Source organism: Herbiconiux sp. FW305-C-125 (genome assembly GCF_058783455.1).
Map to the genome: position 1 here is coordinate 12,617 of NZ_JBYSYO010000009.1, position 14,132 is coordinate 26,748.

A 14,132-nucleotide genomic window follows, 5' to 3' on the forward strand; every position below is an offset into this window, starting at 1 on the left:
GTGATGCAATGAGTCGCGGGGAGGCGCGTCGAGCTGGTCAGTGCGGCGGTCAGATCGACGAGGTGCTGCTGAGGATGCCAAGCAGCACGGGAGCAACCGCGAGGAGCATGAACGCCGGGAGAACGCAGACACCGAGCGGCAGCATCAGCCACGTGCCGAGGGCTGCGGCTCGCGACAGGGCCTGAGCCACCGCGTCGCGCCGCACCCGAACAGCCTCCCCGCGGAGGAGTTCGCCGGGCGGTGCACCAGAACGGGCCGACAAGGAGAGCACTGACTGGATCGCTGTCTCGTCGCGCGAGGCATCCAGACCCGCCCGGTCGAGGACCTCCGCGACGAGACGTCGCGCGTGCGGCAGCGAGCCCCCGCCCGCCACGGCGACCGAGACGAGGTCGAGGGCGAGACCCGGAGCCGGGTCGATGCGTCGAGCCCGCCGCAGCAACGCATTGCTCCACAACCGCCCTGCCGCCATCAGGGTCAGACCAAGCCCGAGACAAGCGAGACCCGCGGGAGAGCCGAGCAGCGCAGCTCCCGTGTCGATGCCGAGGAGCCAACCGGAGGCCAGCGAGATCAGCGGCAACACCGACACGAGCTTGGTGGTGGCGGCCGGCCCGGCCAATGCGGCGTCGGTCTCGCGTTCGACCTGGCCCGCCGCCCGCAAGGAATCCGCGATCTCGCCGAGACAGCGGGCCAGTGGCGCTCCGGCCTCGGTCGCGACCGACCACGCGGCCGCGAGCACCCACCAGGCACTCACGGAGGAGTCGCGAGAGGCAGACATCGACCGTCGATCACCCATGCCGTCCGCCGGTCGTCTGCCAGCACCCGCGGCGCGGCCGCCGATGCTGGCCGCGATGGCGTCGGCGACCGCAGCACCATCGGCGATGCGGCGCGCGGCGGCGAGCAGGACGGGATCGTCGGCGCCCTCGGCGGCGTAGCCCCACACGGCTGCGGGCGCGACACCCGCACCGATCAGGACAGCTACCCGTTCGACGGTCGCGCCGATCCGCTCCGCCTCAGGTCGCCGCACCCCGCGCCCGGCACGCCGCTCACGCCCGGCTGCCATCACGACCCTCCTCCGGCCCAGGCGGGGTCGAGGCGTCGCGCCCAACCACCTCCGGGTCAGCCGAGGTCGAAGCGTCGCGCCCCGCCACCTTCGGGTCAAGCGGGGTCGAGGCGTCACGCCCCACTACCTCCGAGTCAAGCGGGGTCGAGGCGTCGCGCCCCACCACCTTCGGGTCAAGCGGGGTCGAGGCGTCACGCCCCGCCACCCCCGCGTCGGCGCCTGCCCGAGCAGAGCCACCGCTCCGCGGCCGGACGCGACCGGGTGTGGAGGACTGCCGCCGTCGCCCCAAGCGGGTCTCGCTCGGCGGCGTCTCGGCATGCTCGAGGACGCCGGCGATCGACGGCACTTCGACGCCCTCGACAACGCCGTCCCCCGGCCGCGCGCGCCCTCGACCGGAGAACTGACCCTGAGTCGACGACCGGGCATCGGCCGCCGGCGTCTCGAGGCTAACGAGCGCCTGCACACCGAGGTGGTCGCGGGCATCCAGCACCAAGCGCCCGAAGCCCTCGATCTGGCGGCCGGCGGACGTTCGGCGGAGGTGGCAGACCAGGCCGATGGCGCTCACCGCCTGACGGGCGATGGCCTCCGCCGTGAGGCCGGCGAGCGCGCCCAGGGCTTCGAGCCGGGCCGGGACGTCATCGATCGAGTTGGCGTGCAGCGTTCCCGCGCCGCCGTCGTGCCCGGTGTTGAGGGCCGACAGGAGCTCCCGGATCTCGGCGCCGCGGCACTCCCCCAGCACGAGCCGGTCGGGGCGCATCCGCAGTGCCTGGCGCACGAGCTCCGCGAGCCCGACCGCACCCGCCCCTTCGAGATTGGGTTGCCGCGCTTCCAGACCGATGACGTGCGGATGCTCGACCCGCAGCTCACTCACGTCTTCGATGAGCACGATGCGGTCGGCGGCGTCGGCCTCGGCGAGCAGCGCCGACAGCAGCGTCGTCTTCCCGCTGCCGCCGGCGCCCGAGATCAGCAGGTTCGTTCGTTCGCGCACCGCCTCCTCGATGATCACACGTCGCCAGGCGCCCGCCTCACCCGCCCCGAAGAGCCCGCGGCGGTCGAGCTCATCGAGGCGCGGATGCCCCCGTTGCGGCGCCCGCACGGAGATGAGGGTTCCGCCGGTCGAGATCGGTGGCAGCACCACGTGCACCCGCCGCCCCTCCAGCCGAACGTCGACGCACGGCGTCGACTCATCGATGTGCCGGCCGCCCCGCGCGACGAGCCGCACCGCGAACTCGCGCAGCCGCTGCTCGCTGGGACACGACCACGACGGATCCCGCTGGGCACCGCCTCCGCGATCGACCCAGAGTTCGCGGTGCCCGTTGACGAACACATCGGTGACCGAAGGATCGGCGAGGTAGCTCGCGAGTGGGCCGAACGCCGGAGCGCCCGACGAGGCGGCCACCGGCGCAACTGCGGACGCGGAGGCGGATGCGGATGCGGAGGGCGAATTCATGCCCCGAATCTACGAACCCGAACCCCCGCGCCGGCGGCCTCGCCGAGATCGGTGGAGAACCACGGCCGCGCATCCGCCTGTGGACAACGAGCGAGTCGTTAAAAAGAAGGGGGCGGCACCCAATGGGGGGAAAGGGTGCCGCCGCAGCAACGCTGGATTGGGGGGAATCACTAGTGCGTTGCATCCAAACGCGAGGCTTGGTAGGTCTGAGTTTACCCGTTGGAAACATGCGTGCAAATCACTCCAGCGAATTCCCAGCGACCTCGCTATGGTCGAAGAAGTCGGCGGGCGAAGGAGCACGGGAAGCATGGCCACGAACAACATCGACAACCTCCTGCACGAGTCGCGGCGGTTCCCGCCGAGCGACGACTTCGCCGCCCGATCGGAGTCCGCCCGACAGCTCTATGCCGACGCCGACGCCGACCGGCTGGGCTTCTGGGCCACCCAGGCGCGCCAGCTCGTGCACTGGCACAAGCCGTTCAGCCAGACCCTCGACTGGTCGAACCCGCCCTTCGCCCGCTGGTTCGCCGACGGCGAGCTCAACGTCGCTTACAACTGCCTCGACCGCCACGTGCTGGCCGGGCACGGCGACCGCGTCGCGCTGCATTGGGAGGGCGAGCCGGGCGACACCCGCACCCTCAGCTACGCCGAGCTCACCGCCGAGGTGAAGAGGGCGGCGAACCTCCTCGCCGCCCTGGGCATCGAGGCTGGCGACCGGGTGGCGATCTACCTCCCCGTCATCCCCGAGGCCGTCATCGCGATGCTCGCCGTGGCCCGGCTCGGCGCCATCCACTCGGTGGTGTTCGGCGGGTTCAGCGCCGAGAGCCTGCGCGCCCGCATCGACGACGCCGAAGCCAAGCTCGTCATCACGGCCGACGGCGGCTACCGCAAAGGCAAGGTCTTCCCGCTGAAGGCGGCGGTCGACGACGCACTCGCCCTGAACGGCGGCGACAGCACCGTCACCAACGTCCTCGTCGTCCGGCGCGGCGGGAACGAGGTCACCTGGACCCACGGCCGCGACCTCTGGTGGCACGACGAGATCGCGCAGGTCGACGCCGAGCACACCGCGAAGCCGTTCCCCGCCGAGAATCCGCTCTTCATCCTCTACACCAGCGGCACCACGGGAAAGCCCAAGGGCATCCTGCACACGAGCGGGGGCTACCTCACCCAGGTCGCGTTCTCGCACAAGACCGTCTTCGACCTGCAACCCGAAAAGGACGTCTACTGGTGCACGGCCGACGTCGGCTGGATCACCGGCCACAGCTACGTCGTCTACGGCCCGCTCGCGAACGGCGCCACGCAGTTGCTCTACGAGGGCACCCCCGACACTCCGCATGCGGGCCGCTGGTGGGAACTCGTCGAGAAGTACCGCGTCACCATTCTCTACACCGCACCCACCGCCATCCGCACCTTCATGAAGCTCGGCCGGCAGATCCCCCAGCAGTTCGACCTGTCGAGCCTGCGCCTCCTCGGGAGCGTCGGCGAGCCCATCAACCCGGAGGCCTGGATCTGGTACCGCGAGGTCATCGGCGGCAACCGCACCCCCGTAGTCGACACCTGGTGGCAGACCGAGACCGGCGCCATCATGATCTCCGCACTCCCCGGCGTCACCACCCTGAAACCCGGCAGCGCGCAGGTGCCGCTCCCCGGCATCTCCCTCGACATCGTGACGGATGCCGGCACCCCGGTCGGCCGCGACGAAGGCGGGCTGCTCGTGGTCACCGAGCCCTGGCCCTCGATGCTGCGCGGCATCTGGGGCGACCCCGAGCGCTTCAAGGAGACCTACTGGGAGAAGTTCGGCGACAAGTACTTCGCCGGCGACGGCGCGCGCTACGACAAGGAGGGCGACATCTGGCTCATGGGCCGGGTCGACGACGTGATGAACGTCTCAGGCCACCGTCTCAGCACGGCCGAGATCGAGTCGAGCCTGGTGGCGCATCCGATGGTCGCCGAGGCCGCCGTGGTGGGCGCGAGCGACGAGACCACCGGACAGGCCGTCGTCGCCTTCGTCATCACCCGGGCCAGCCAAGCGGATGCCGCCGGCCAAGCCGATGCCGTCGCCGTGCTGCGGGCGCACGTCGCGCAACAGATCGGCGCGATCGCGAGGCCCCGTCAGATCTTCCTCGTCTCCGAACTCCCGAAGACGCGAAGCGGCAAGATCATGCGCCGCCTCCTCCGCGACGTCGCGGAGGGCCGCGAGATCGGCGACACCACCACCCTCGCCGACACGTCCGTGATGACCCTCATCTCGGAGACGATGCGCTGACCCTCCGGGCGCGGGGCTACGCGAACTCGACGATGAGTTCGACCTCCACCGGGGAGTCGAGGGGCAGTACTGCGACGCCCACGGCCGAGCGGGCGTGCACGCCGCGCTCGCCGAAGACCTCGCCCAAGAACTCCGAGGCGCCGTTGATCACGCCCGGCTGACCGGTGAACGACGGGTCGGATGCGACGAAGCCCGTCACCTTCACCACGCGCGTCACGCGGTCGAGCGAGCCGAGCACGTTCTCGACCGCGGCGAGCGCGTTGAGGGCGGCGATCTGCGCGAACCCCTTCGCGTCGGCAGGCGAAACGAGCCCTGTGCCCTCGCCGACCTTGCCGGTCTCGGGCAGCGCTCCACCGACGAACGGCAGCTGACCGGCGGTGAACACCAGGTTCCCCGAGATGAGCGCCGGGATGTAGGCACCGGCCGGCGCCGCCACCTCCGGCAGGGTGAAGCCGAGCTCCTGCAGACGCTCCGAGATCTCCCCCACCGGGCTCACTCCCCCGACCCGGCGACGGGCCGCTTGAGGTAGGCGACGAGCCCGCCCTCGGGACCGGTGACGACCTGAACGAGCTCCCACCCGTCCGACCCCCAGGTGTTCAGGATGGCCGCGGTGTTGTGGATCATCAGCGGTGTCGTCACGTATTCCCAGGCGGGCACGGGCGCCCCTTTCTCGGCTTTTTATAGGTTTGTCGCTTACCCTGGATTCTATGTCTGCCCCGAAAGCCACGGCTAGCGGTGTGGTCGGGGCCATTCTCGGCATAGTAGGGATGAGCGCAATCGCGGGAATCCTCGTCACTGCCATGGTCACGCCCGCGCTCGCTGTCACCGGCATTGCCGCGAACAACTCCATCGGTATGTTCGAGAACCTCCCGAGCTACATCAAGCCGGATGCGCTCGCCGAGAAGACCAACATCTACGCCACCAAGAGCGACGGCACCCCGGTGCTCCTCGCCTCCGTTTTCGAGCAGAACCGTGAAGAGGTGGGCTGGGACCAGATCTCCCAGTACGTGAAGGATGCGGTGATCGCCACCGAAGACCCGCGCTTCTACAGCCACGGCGGCGTCGACATCGCGTCGACCCTGCGTGCAGCGGCGGGCAACGCCCTCGAGACCTCCGCCAGCGGCGCGTCGACCATCTCGATGCAGTACGTGCGCAACATCCTCGTACAGAAGGCCGAGGCCATCCAGGACGAGGCGGAGCGTGACGCGGCGTATGCCGAGGCCACCCGCACCTCGGTCGACCGCAAGCTCAAAGAGATGAAACTCGCGATCGGACTCGAGAAGGAGTACTCGAAAGACGACATCCTGCTCGGCTACCTCAACATCGCGCCGTTCGGCGGCCGGGTCTACGGCATCCAGTCGGCCGCGCAGTACTACTTCGGCGTGAACGCCTCCGACCTCACGGTCGCCCAGGCCGCCAGCCTCATCGCGACGGTGAACGAGCCGAACGGCCTGCGCATCGACCAAGAGGAGAACATCCCCGACAACCAGGCGCGCCGCGACAAAGACGTGCTGCCGGCGATGCTCAAAGAGCACAAGATCACCCAGGCGCAGTACGACGAGGCCATCGCCACTCCGGTGACGCCCAACATCGTGCAGCCCTCGACCGGCTGCCAGACCGCCAACCCGCTCGGCGCCGGCTTCTTCTGCGACTACGTCACGCACATCGTGAAGAACGACCCGGCCTTCGGCGCCGACGAAGACACGCGGTGGAACAACTTCAAGACCGGCGGCTATCAGATCTACACGACGCTCGACGTCGACCTGCAGGGCGCCGCGAAGAACGCCATGGACAGCTGGGTGCCCTACACCTACGACTTCGACCTCGGTGGTTCGCTCGTCACGGTTCAGCCCGGCACGGGCAAGGTGCTCGCGATGGTGCAGAACAAGGACTTCAGCGATGACCCGGAGGTCACCGCCACGAACCTCGGTGCGAGCGCCATCAACTACAGCACCGACTACGAGTACGGCGGATCGACCGGCTTCCAGGTGGGATCGACCTACAAGATCTTCACGCTCGCCGAATGGCTGAAGACGGGGCACTCGCTCGGTGACGTCATCAACGGAAACGCCGGCACGCTGAACCTCGCGCAGTTCAAGGACAGCTGCACGGGCGGCAACGGCGGCACCTACTCGGTGAAGAACGACGGCGGGTCGAACCCCGGCAACGTCACCGTCATGCAGGCCACCGCCCAGTCGGTGAACCTCGCGTTCCTCCGCATGGCCCAGAAGCTCGACCAGTGCGAGATCCGCAAGACGGCCGAGGCGTTCGGCGTGCATCGGGCCGACGGCAACCCGCTGGGCGAGAACCCGGCCGACGTGCTCGGCACGAACGAGATCGCGCCGCTCACCATGGCCGCCGCGTTCGCCGCAGTTGCCAACCAGGGCACCTACTGCTCGCCGATCGCCATCGAGAAGATCCTCGACTCGTCGGGCAACGAATTGCCGGTGCCCACGTCGACCTGCTCGCAGGCCGTCGACCCGAGCATCGCCGCCGCCATGGTGACCGCCCTGAAGGGCGTCGTCAACGGCGGCACCGGGTCGCAGTCGAACCCGAACGACGGCATCCCGCACTTCGGCAAGACCGGAACCACCGACTCCGAGAAGGACACCTGGTTCGTGGGCGCTTCGACGAAGCTCGCCACGGCCGTGTGGATCGGCAACGTGGTGGGCACCGTCTCCATCCGCAACACCTCCATCAACGGGGAGAGCGGCGGAAACGTGCGCCACGACGTGTGGAAGCAGTACATGACGGATGCCGACGGCAAGTACGGCGGAGACGAGTTCCCGACCGCAGACAGCACCCTGGTGAACGGCGTGAAGGTCGCGATTCCGAACGTGGCCGGCATGTCGGTCGACGACGCGAAGGCCGCCCTCACGAGCGCCGGCTTCGACTACGAAGACGGCGGCGTCATCGACTCGACCCGCGCGGCGGGCGTCGTCGATAGCAGCTCGCCGAGCGGCAGCGCCACGAAGGGGTCGACGGTCACCGTCTTCACCTCGAACGGCGAACTGCGCACGGTGCCGAACGTGGTCGGCATGAGCCCCGACGACGCGAAGAAGGCCATCACCGGCGCCGGGATCGACGCGGGCCAGATCGCCTTCGACGGCCCATCGTCGGGCAACGCCAAGGTGACCGCGACCAACCCGGGGGCAGGCCAGCCGATTCGCTTCGGCACCGACAGGCTCAGGGTCACCACGAAGGCCGGCTAGGGTGACGGCAGTCACCAGGGCCACCGCGTCGGCGCTCGGCGTCGTCGCGGTGGCCGGAGCCTCCGCGTTCGCCTACGGCACCTTCGTGGAGCGCAAGCTCTACACCTTGCGCCGGGCCCGGGTGCCCGTGCTGCCACGCGGCGCAGCCGACATCCGGGTGTTGCACATCTCCGACCTGCACATGGCCCCCTGGCAGGCCGACAAGCAGGCGTGGCTGCGCGGCCTCGCCCGGTTCGACCCCCACCTCATCGTCGACACCGGCGACAACCTGGGGCACCGCGACGGCATCGAAGGCGTGGAGGCCGCGCTCGGCGTGTTCACCGGCGTGCCGGGGGTCTATGTCAACGGCTCGAACGACTACTACGGTCCGTCGTTCAAGAATCCCCTGCGCTACTTCATGGGCCCGTCCAAGCACAAGGCCACCACCGAGCGGCTCGACACCGAACGCCTCGAGGCCTACTTCGACTCGCTCGGCTGGAAGAACCTCAACAATCGCGCAGCCACGCTCGAGGTCAACGGCACCATCATCGACTTCTTCGGCGTGGATGACCCGCACCGGCACCTCGACAAGCTGGAGCGCATCCCGGGCGCGCTCGACGAACTGCGCGAAGAGGATGACCGGGGCCCCCGAGTGACCATCGGCGTCGCCCACGCGCCGTACCAGTACGTGCTGAACTCGTTCGTGACCCACGGCGCCGAGGTGGTGTTCGCCGGTCACACGCACGGCGGACAGGTCTGCGTGCCCGGGTTCGGCGCCATCGTCACCAACTGCGACATTCCGCGCAAGCAGGTGAAGGGGCTGAGCCTGTGGCGGCACGGCTTCCACTCCGCCTACCTCAACGTCTCCGCGGGTCTCGGCACGTCGATCTACGCGCCGTTCCGCTTCGCCTGCCGGCCCGAGGCGACGCTGCTCACCCTCACCGCGCGCCCCTGATGGCGATGCGGTCTCGCGGCGCCCGAATATCAGCTATCCTTGTTGAGGCCTCAGCCGCGGCGACGCGGTGAACCACTTCGGGGTGTGGCGCAGCTTGGTAGCGCGCCTCGTTCGGGACGAGGAGGTCGTGGGTTCGAATCCCGCCACCCCGACGAAAGAGAATCGGCCGGAGACAGTGTCTCCGGCCGATTCGTCGTCTCGGGTCGTTGTCGCTTCTACGGGCTCTCCAGGTCGAAGCGATCCACCTCGTCGGGCTCCACCGCTGCAGCTCGCGGCAGGTCGAGCCTGCGGATGCGCAGATTCAACGTATCGAGGATCTCCTGGTCCTGCGGGTCGTCGAACGGCGATTCGACGGGTCTGCTGATGAACTGACTCGCGGGACCCACGACCAGCTGCACGGAACTCAGCCGTCCGCTCTCCTCGACCACCGGGATGTCGATCGTCTCCGCGCGCTCGTTCTGCCCCAGCGCCGCGGCCAGCTGCAGCAGCGCATCGGCGATCACATCGGCGGTGGCGAACGTCAGACCGGCGTACGAGACAGACTTCATCTCTCCACCATGCTCCCGCACCCGGGAGGCAGCAACCCCGAGGTGGGGTCGGCAGCTACTTCGCGGCGGCCGTGACCGTCACCGTGAACGACACCTTCGCGTCGGTGTCGGGGTTCGACATCACGACGTCGGTGGTGCCCTCCGCCAGCGGCTTGAGGCCGGGGTTGAACTGGGCACTCCCGTCGTCCTTGCCCGGCACGAACTCCACCACGCTCTCGTCGGCGATCTTCGCGGTCCAGGCCGCGACATCCTCGTCGTCGCCCGTCACGAGGTCGACGACGTTGTCGAGCGGGACCTCGACGGTGGTGCCGTCGGCTTCGCTCAGCTCGACGATGATCGGGGGCAGCACCGAGTTCGACGACGAGGCCGAGGTGGCCGGCGTCGAAGATCCGCTGTCGGATGAGCAGGCCGCGAGGCCCACGGCGGCCGCGCCGACGATGGTGAAAGCGGCGAGGAATCGGGTCGTCTTGCTGTGCATCATTGCCCCCTTGTGCTGAGGACTACAACGTAGCATCGCGTCGCCGAGATCCGGCTCAGTCGCGGCCGAGCACGCCGTGGGATTCTTCGAGGTAGCAGGCGCCGCAGAGCGACTCGTAGGTCACGTCCTCGCCGTCGATGGCGACCTGGGCGCCGTCGAAGACGTAGCGGTCGCCGATCTTACGGGCATTGAAGATCGCCTTGCGACCGCAGCGGCAGATCGTCTTCAACTCTTCGAGGCTGTGCGCCACCTCGAGCAGACGGATGCTCCCCGGGAACCCGGCGGTCTGGAAATCGCTGCGGATGCCGTACGCGAGCACGGGCACCCCGTCCATGATGGCGATGCGCAACGCGTCGTCGACCTGCGCGGGGGTGAGGAATTGCGCCTCGTCGATGAGCAGGCAGCTCACGTCGACGCCGGTCGACAGCACGACCTCCTCACGCCTCGCCGCGAACTCCACGCGCACGTCGGTATCGGGCGCGATGAGAAAATCGGCGTCGCGGGTCACCCCGAGGCGCGACACGATCTGCATGTCCCCCTTGGTGTCGATGGCGGGCTTGGCGATGAGCACCTGCTGGCCGCGCTCCTCGTAGTTGTAGGCCGCCTGCAGCATCGCGGTGCTCTTGCCGCTGTTCATCGCCCCGAACCGGAAATACAGTTTCGCCACCCGAATACCCTATGCCCCTTCTCCCGGCCGCTGCGGAGGGTGACCCTGAGGGTGAATTGCCCGCCATCCACCCCACGGGATGTCGCTGACAGCGCACCATTGACTCATCAGTTCACCCGAATTGCAGACCGGTCGCAGATTCCCCATCCTCGTGACCGGTCGACCGACCGGCCGCACGGTTCCCCATCCACGCGGCCGGTCTTTTTTTCGTCCCGGCCCCGACCGCATCGGCCCGGCTCAGAACAGCATCGGCTGGGTGTCGCCGGCCGGCCCGAAGCTCGGCAGCCGGGTCACCTCCAGCCGGCCGACCGGCCGCCCCGGCGGCGCCACTCCCCCGGTGACCCTCGATGGCGCCGCGCGGTCGAGCCGGTGCTTGCGCACCAGCGGTCGCATCCGCTCGCCCAGCCACTCGCGGTACTCCTTCGGGGCGTAGGTGCCCTTGGCGTAGATGCGGGCGTACGCCGACACGAGCTCCGGATGCTCACGGCTGAGCCACGCCATGAACCACTGCTTCACGCCCGGCTTCAAATGCAACGCCGAGTAGACCACGCTCGACGCACCGGCCGCCGCCGCCTGCCCGAGCGCGCGGTCGAGGTGCTCGACGGAGTCGGTGAGCAGCGGCAGGATCGGCATGAGGAACACCTGGCACTCGAGTCCCGCCTCCCGCACCGCGGTGACGGTGGCCAGGCGCGCCTTCGTGCTGGGCGTGCCGGGCTCGATCGACTGCTGCAACTCGTCGTCGTAGACCGCTATCGACATCGCGAGACTCACCGGCACCACCTCGGCGGCCCTCGCGATGAGCGGCAGATCCCGGCGTAGCAGCGACCCCTTGGTGAGAACGGAGAACGGCGTGCCCGAGCCGGCCAGCGTCTCGACGATGCCGGGCATGAGCGCGTAGCGACCCTCGGCCCGTTGATAGGGGTCGGTGTTCGTGCCGAGCGCGACCGACGGATGCTCCCACGACCGCCGCGCGACCTCGCGGCCCAGCACCTCGGCCACGTTCACCTTCACCACGATCTGCTGATCGAAGTCCTTGCCCTCGTCGAGCTCCAGGTAGGCGTGCGTGGGCCGCGCGAAGCAGTACACACAGGCGTGCGAACACCCCCGGTAGGGATTGATCGTCCACGCGAACGGCATGGTCTTGCTCGCGCCGGGCACGTGGTTGAGGGCGCTCTTCGCGAGCACCTCGTGAAAGGTGATGCCCGCGAACTCGGGCGTCTGCACCGACCGCACGAGGTTGTTCAGGCGGGCCAGTCCGGGCAGGGTCGACGGGGTCTCGGAGTCGAGGGTCTGTCCGTTCCAGCGCATGCCTCATTCGAACATATATTCGAATGAGTCGCAAGACCGGCAGGCCGGCTCAGCGCTCGTAGAGCTCCAGGGGCAGGCCGTCCGGGTCGCTGAAGAACATCATGGCCTTGCCGGTGTGCGGGTCGGTGCGGAGTTCTTCGCAGGGCACGCCGCGTGCCACGAGCTCGGCCCGGGCATCCGCCACCGAATCGACCTCGAAGGCGAGGTGACGCAGGCCCGTCGCCTCCGGATGCGTGGGCCGCGGCGGCGGCGACGGGAAGGAGAACAGCTCGATCAGGTACTCGCCGTTCAGCGCCAGGTCCCCCATCCAGGAGTCGCGTTCGGCGCGATAGACCTCGGTCAGGAGCGTGCAACCGAGCACATCGAGGTAGAACGCCTTGGAGCGTTCGTAATCGGTGGCGATGACGGCGATGTGGTGCACGCGGTTCAGTTTCACGCCCCGATTCAAGCATGAAATGTTTAGCGGGATGAGAGGACCCGATACTCTCATCCCGCAAGGAGACGTCAACGTGCCGGTCACGATGTGCCGTTACCCTTACGGCCGCGATCCGGGCCCGCTTCCGACGTCCCCGTTGGCCTCACATTACACCGTCATCGCCCCGAACGAGGGACGCGGCGGAAGGTTGGCGGGCAGATTTCGTCAGATGTCGTCGTCGTGAGCAAATCGTCTTCCGGCCGTAACACGCCGATAACCTGTGCTGGCTAGTCTCGGCACTGTGAACGAGATCGTGATCCTCAAAAAGACGAGCACCATCGCCATTCTCGGCCGCGCCGGCGACGACCCACGGACCGCTGCGCCGCTTGCCACCGTGTACCTGCTGAAGGACGGCTGGTTCATGAAACTCACCCATCGCCACGACCGCTTCGCCTGGTCGGGCCCGTTCGCGGCGCCCGAAGAAGCGATCGACTACTACACGCCGGCCGACGCGACCGGGCCACTGCAGCGCATCTCGGCCTGACCGCGGGGGCACAGCCGCAGGGTCACAGCCCTGGAGTCACAGCCCGCAGGGTCACGGGCGCAGATACACGCGCGCCCGGTTCAGCACGCAGGCGAGCAGCACCCAGAACGCCAGCAGCAGCACCGACCAGGTGAGTTGCACTTGCCCGCCCACGGCGATCGACTCGGCGATGGCCCGCGCCGGCGACAGCGGAGGCCCGTCCCCCTCCGGCACCGCACCCGACGGCAGCACGATCGGGCGCAGGAGCACGCTCATCACGACGTGCGAGCCGAAGTACACGAGCAGACTGTTGCGGCCGAGCGCGAGCAGCGGATAGACCAGCCACTGCAACCAGGCACCCACGCGGCGTCGATCGAGCAGCACGTGGCCGGCGAGCAACCCGATCACCACGAATCCCGCCACGCGAAGCGCGAACGGCGGCGTCCACAGCCGCTTCATGACGAGAGGTGTGCTCCCGGTGAGCCAGTCCGGCACCGCGATGGCGAGCTGGGCCAGCAGGAGGAGACCGGCGGCGAGCACGAGAAGCGGAACGACGGCGGCACCCACGCCCTCGGTGAACCACCGCGCACCGACTCGGCCGCGCAGCCAGCCCCGGTCGCGCAGCCGTAGCAGCAGGTGACCGGCGGTCGCACCCGCCGAGGCGCTGGCGAGCGCCCCGAGACCCGCGACCAGCCCGACCGGGTCGTACCCCCACTCACCCCGATGGTAGATGTGCGCCGCACCGAACACGGCCGGGTCGACGACGCCCGAGGGATTGCAGTGCTCAGCCAGCACGCCGCCCGGGCACCCGGTCGACCACGCCGCCAGGATGGCCGTGTATGCACCGGCGAGCACGACCGTCACGATCAGCCACCCCCACCACGACTTCGTGATCAGGTGGATGAGCCCCACCGCAGCGACGAGCATGGCGTAGAGCTGAAGCACCCCGGTCACGCACCAGGTGCCGAACTCCCACGAATCGAGCGTGATCGCGCTGTAGAGCAGACCGACCGCGAACAGCACCACCACTCGCCGGGCCAGCGGCCAGAGCGCCACCCGTCGGTGCATCGCGAACGCGAGGCCGCACCCGGAGAGCGTGACGAACACGGGGAAGACGAGATCGAGCGGATGCACGCCATCCCACCGCGCATGGTCGAACCACGGCGGGTCCTCGAGCAGCGAGTTCGAGGCGACGCTCGCGATGAGCATCACCCCACGCGCCCAGTCGAGACTGCGGATGCGGGGCGCAGGCTGAACAGACATCGATCTCC

The 14,132-nt window shown here is 68.8% G+C and carries 14 protein-coding genes and 1 tRNA gene; 5 read left to right on the plus strand and 10 right to left on the minus strand.

The genetic code is table 11. From position 1 onward, the window contains the following. Positions 1–49 precede the first annotated feature (49 nt). Together AC3WLB_RS18560 and AC3WLB_RS18565 are read right to left on the minus strand one after the other, a co-directional pair. Positions 50–1,060 carry a hypothetical protein gene (locus tag AC3WLB_RS18560; RefSeq protein ID WP_492508539.1) on the minus strand — a complete coding sequence of 337 codons (1,011 nt, stop codon included), beginning with the start codon at positions 1,058–1,060 and terminating at the stop codon, positions 50–52. Beyond that, positions 1,044–2,510 (minus strand): TadA family conjugal transfer-associated ATPase, encoded by a 1,467-nt coding sequence (locus tag AC3WLB_RS18565; protein WP_492508541.1) that lies wholly within the window; start codon positions 2,508–2,510, stop codon positions 1,044–1,046. The genes AC3WLB_RS18560 and AC3WLB_RS18565 overlap by 17 nt, the downstream gene beginning before the upstream one ends. 307 nt (positions 2,511–2,817) lie before the next feature. On the opposite strand from AC3WLB_RS18565, the gene acs reads away from it, so the two are divergent. Further along, entirely contained in the window at positions 2,818–4,776 is a 1,959-nt protein-coding gene (gene acs / locus AC3WLB_RS18570; protein WP_492508543.1) for an acetate--CoA ligase, read from the plus strand. Between the two features lie 16 nt (positions 4,777–4,792). Here the strand turns inward: acs and AC3WLB_RS18575 are convergent, their stop codons facing one another. Both AC3WLB_RS18575 and sp36 read right to left on the minus strand, forming a co-directional pair. Next, complete coding sequence (locus AC3WLB_RS18575; RefSeq protein ID WP_492508545.1) at positions 4,793–5,263, minus strand: RidA family protein; 471 nt, start codon at positions 5,261–5,263, stop codon at positions 4,793–4,795. A 5-nt stretch (positions 5,264–5,268) separates the two neighbouring features. Further along, the gene (sp36, locus tag AC3WLB_RS18580) at positions 5,269–5,433 is read right to left on the minus strand and encodes a Sp36 family protein (protein WP_022895231.1); all 165 of its coding nucleotides are present in this window, start codon (positions 5,431–5,433) and stop codon (positions 5,269–5,271) included. A 110-nt stretch (positions 5,434–5,543) separates the two neighbouring features. Here sp36 and AC3WLB_RS18585 point away from each other — a divergent pair, with 110 nt between their 5' ends. The 3 genes from AC3WLB_RS18585 to AC3WLB_RS18595 all read left to right on the plus strand — a co-directional run bounded on the left by AC3WLB_RS18585 (position 5,544) and on the right by AC3WLB_RS18595 (position 9,074). After that, positions 5,544–7,988 (plus strand): transglycosylase domain-containing protein, encoded by a 2,445-nt coding sequence (locus AC3WLB_RS18585; RefSeq protein WP_492508547.1) that lies wholly within the window; start codon positions 5,544–5,546, stop codon positions 7,986–7,988. A gap of 1 nt (position 7,989) precedes the next feature. Further along, complete coding sequence (locus tag AC3WLB_RS18590) at positions 7,990–8,922, plus strand: metallophosphoesterase (protein ID WP_492508549.1); 933 nt, start codon at positions 7,990–7,992, stop codon at positions 8,920–8,922. 78 nt (positions 8,923–9,000) lie between these two features. Further along, a tRNA-Pro gene (locus AC3WLB_RS18595) sits at positions 9,001–9,074 on the plus strand. A gap of 63 nt (positions 9,075–9,137) precedes the next feature. On the opposite strand, the gene AC3WLB_RS18600 is transcribed toward AC3WLB_RS18595, so the two are convergent. From AC3WLB_RS18600 to AC3WLB_RS18620, 5 genes are all read right to left on the minus strand, one after another. Continuing rightward, on the minus strand, positions 9,138–9,470 hold the full coding sequence (locus AC3WLB_RS18600) for a hypothetical protein (RefSeq protein WP_022895228.1): 333 nt from the start codon (positions 9,468–9,470) through the stop codon (positions 9,138–9,140). 55 nt (positions 9,471–9,525) lie between these two features. Beyond that, a complete protein-coding gene (locus AC3WLB_RS18605; protein WP_492508551.1) occupies positions 9,526–9,948 on the minus strand; it encodes a hypothetical protein in 423 nt (140 codons plus the stop codon). Between the two features lie 55 nt (positions 9,949–10,003). Next, positions 10,004–10,615, minus strand: coding sequence for a thymidine kinase (locus tag AC3WLB_RS18610; RefSeq protein WP_022895226.1), 612 nt, complete (start codon positions 10,613–10,615; stop codon positions 10,004–10,006). 237 nt (positions 10,616–10,852) lie between these two features. Then, positions 10,853–11,923: an Rv2578c family radical SAM protein gene (locus tag AC3WLB_RS18615; protein WP_492508553.1), complete on the minus strand. Its 1,071-nt coding sequence runs from the start codon at positions 11,921–11,923 to the stop codon at positions 10,853–10,855. Between the two features lie 49 nt (positions 11,924–11,972). Next, on the minus strand, positions 11,973–12,359 hold the full coding sequence (locus AC3WLB_RS18620) for a VOC family protein (RefSeq protein ID WP_492508555.1): 387 nt from the start codon (positions 12,357–12,359) through the stop codon (positions 11,973–11,975). Between the two features lie 280 nt (positions 12,360–12,639). On the opposite strand from AC3WLB_RS18620, the gene AC3WLB_RS18625 reads away from it, so the two are divergent. Beyond that, positions 12,640–12,882, plus strand: coding sequence for a hypothetical protein (locus tag AC3WLB_RS18625; protein WP_022896140.1), 243 nt, complete (start codon positions 12,640–12,642; stop codon positions 12,880–12,882). 51 nt (positions 12,883–12,933) lie between these two features. Here the strand turns inward: AC3WLB_RS18625 and AC3WLB_RS18630 are convergent, their stop codons facing one another. Beyond that, the gene (locus AC3WLB_RS18630; RefSeq protein WP_492508558.1) at positions 12,934–14,124 is read right to left on the minus strand and encodes a heparan-alpha-glucosaminide N-acetyltransferase domain-containing protein; all 1,191 of its coding nucleotides are present in this window, start codon (positions 14,122–14,124) and stop codon (positions 12,934–12,936) included. Positions 14,125–14,132 lie beyond the last annotated feature (8 nt).

Coding starts and splice junctions, on each gene's coding strand:
- AC3WLB_RS18560 (WP_492508539.1), bottom strand. CDS start 1,060: ATGGCAGCCGGGCGTGAGCGGCGTGCCGGGCGCGGGGTGCGGCGACCT.
- AC3WLB_RS18615 (WP_492508553.1), bottom strand. CDS start 11,923: ATGCGCTGGAACGGACAGACCCTCGACTCCGAGACCCCGTCGACCCTG.
- AC3WLB_RS18630 (WP_492508558.1), bottom strand. CDS start 14,124: ATGTCTGTTCAGCCTGCGCCCCGCATCCGCAGTCTCGACTGGGCGCGT.
- AC3WLB_RS18605 (WP_492508551.1), bottom strand. CDS start 9,948: ATGCACAGCAAGACGACCCGATTCCTCGCCGCTTTCACCATCGTCGGC.
- acs (WP_492508543.1), top strand. CDS start 2,818: ATGGCCACGAACAACATCGACAACCTCCTGCACGAGTCGCGGCGGTTC.
- AC3WLB_RS18600 (WP_022895228.1), bottom strand. CDS start 9,470: ATGAAGTCTGTCTCGTACGCCGGTCTGACGTTCGCCACCGCCGATGTG.
- AC3WLB_RS18565 (WP_492508541.1), bottom strand. CDS start 2,510: ATGAATTCGCCCTCCGCATCCGCATCCGCCTCCGCGTCCGCAGTTGCG.
- AC3WLB_RS18585 (WP_492508547.1), top strand. CDS start 5,544: ATGAGCGCAATCGCGGGAATCCTCGTCACTGCCATGGTCACGCCCGCG.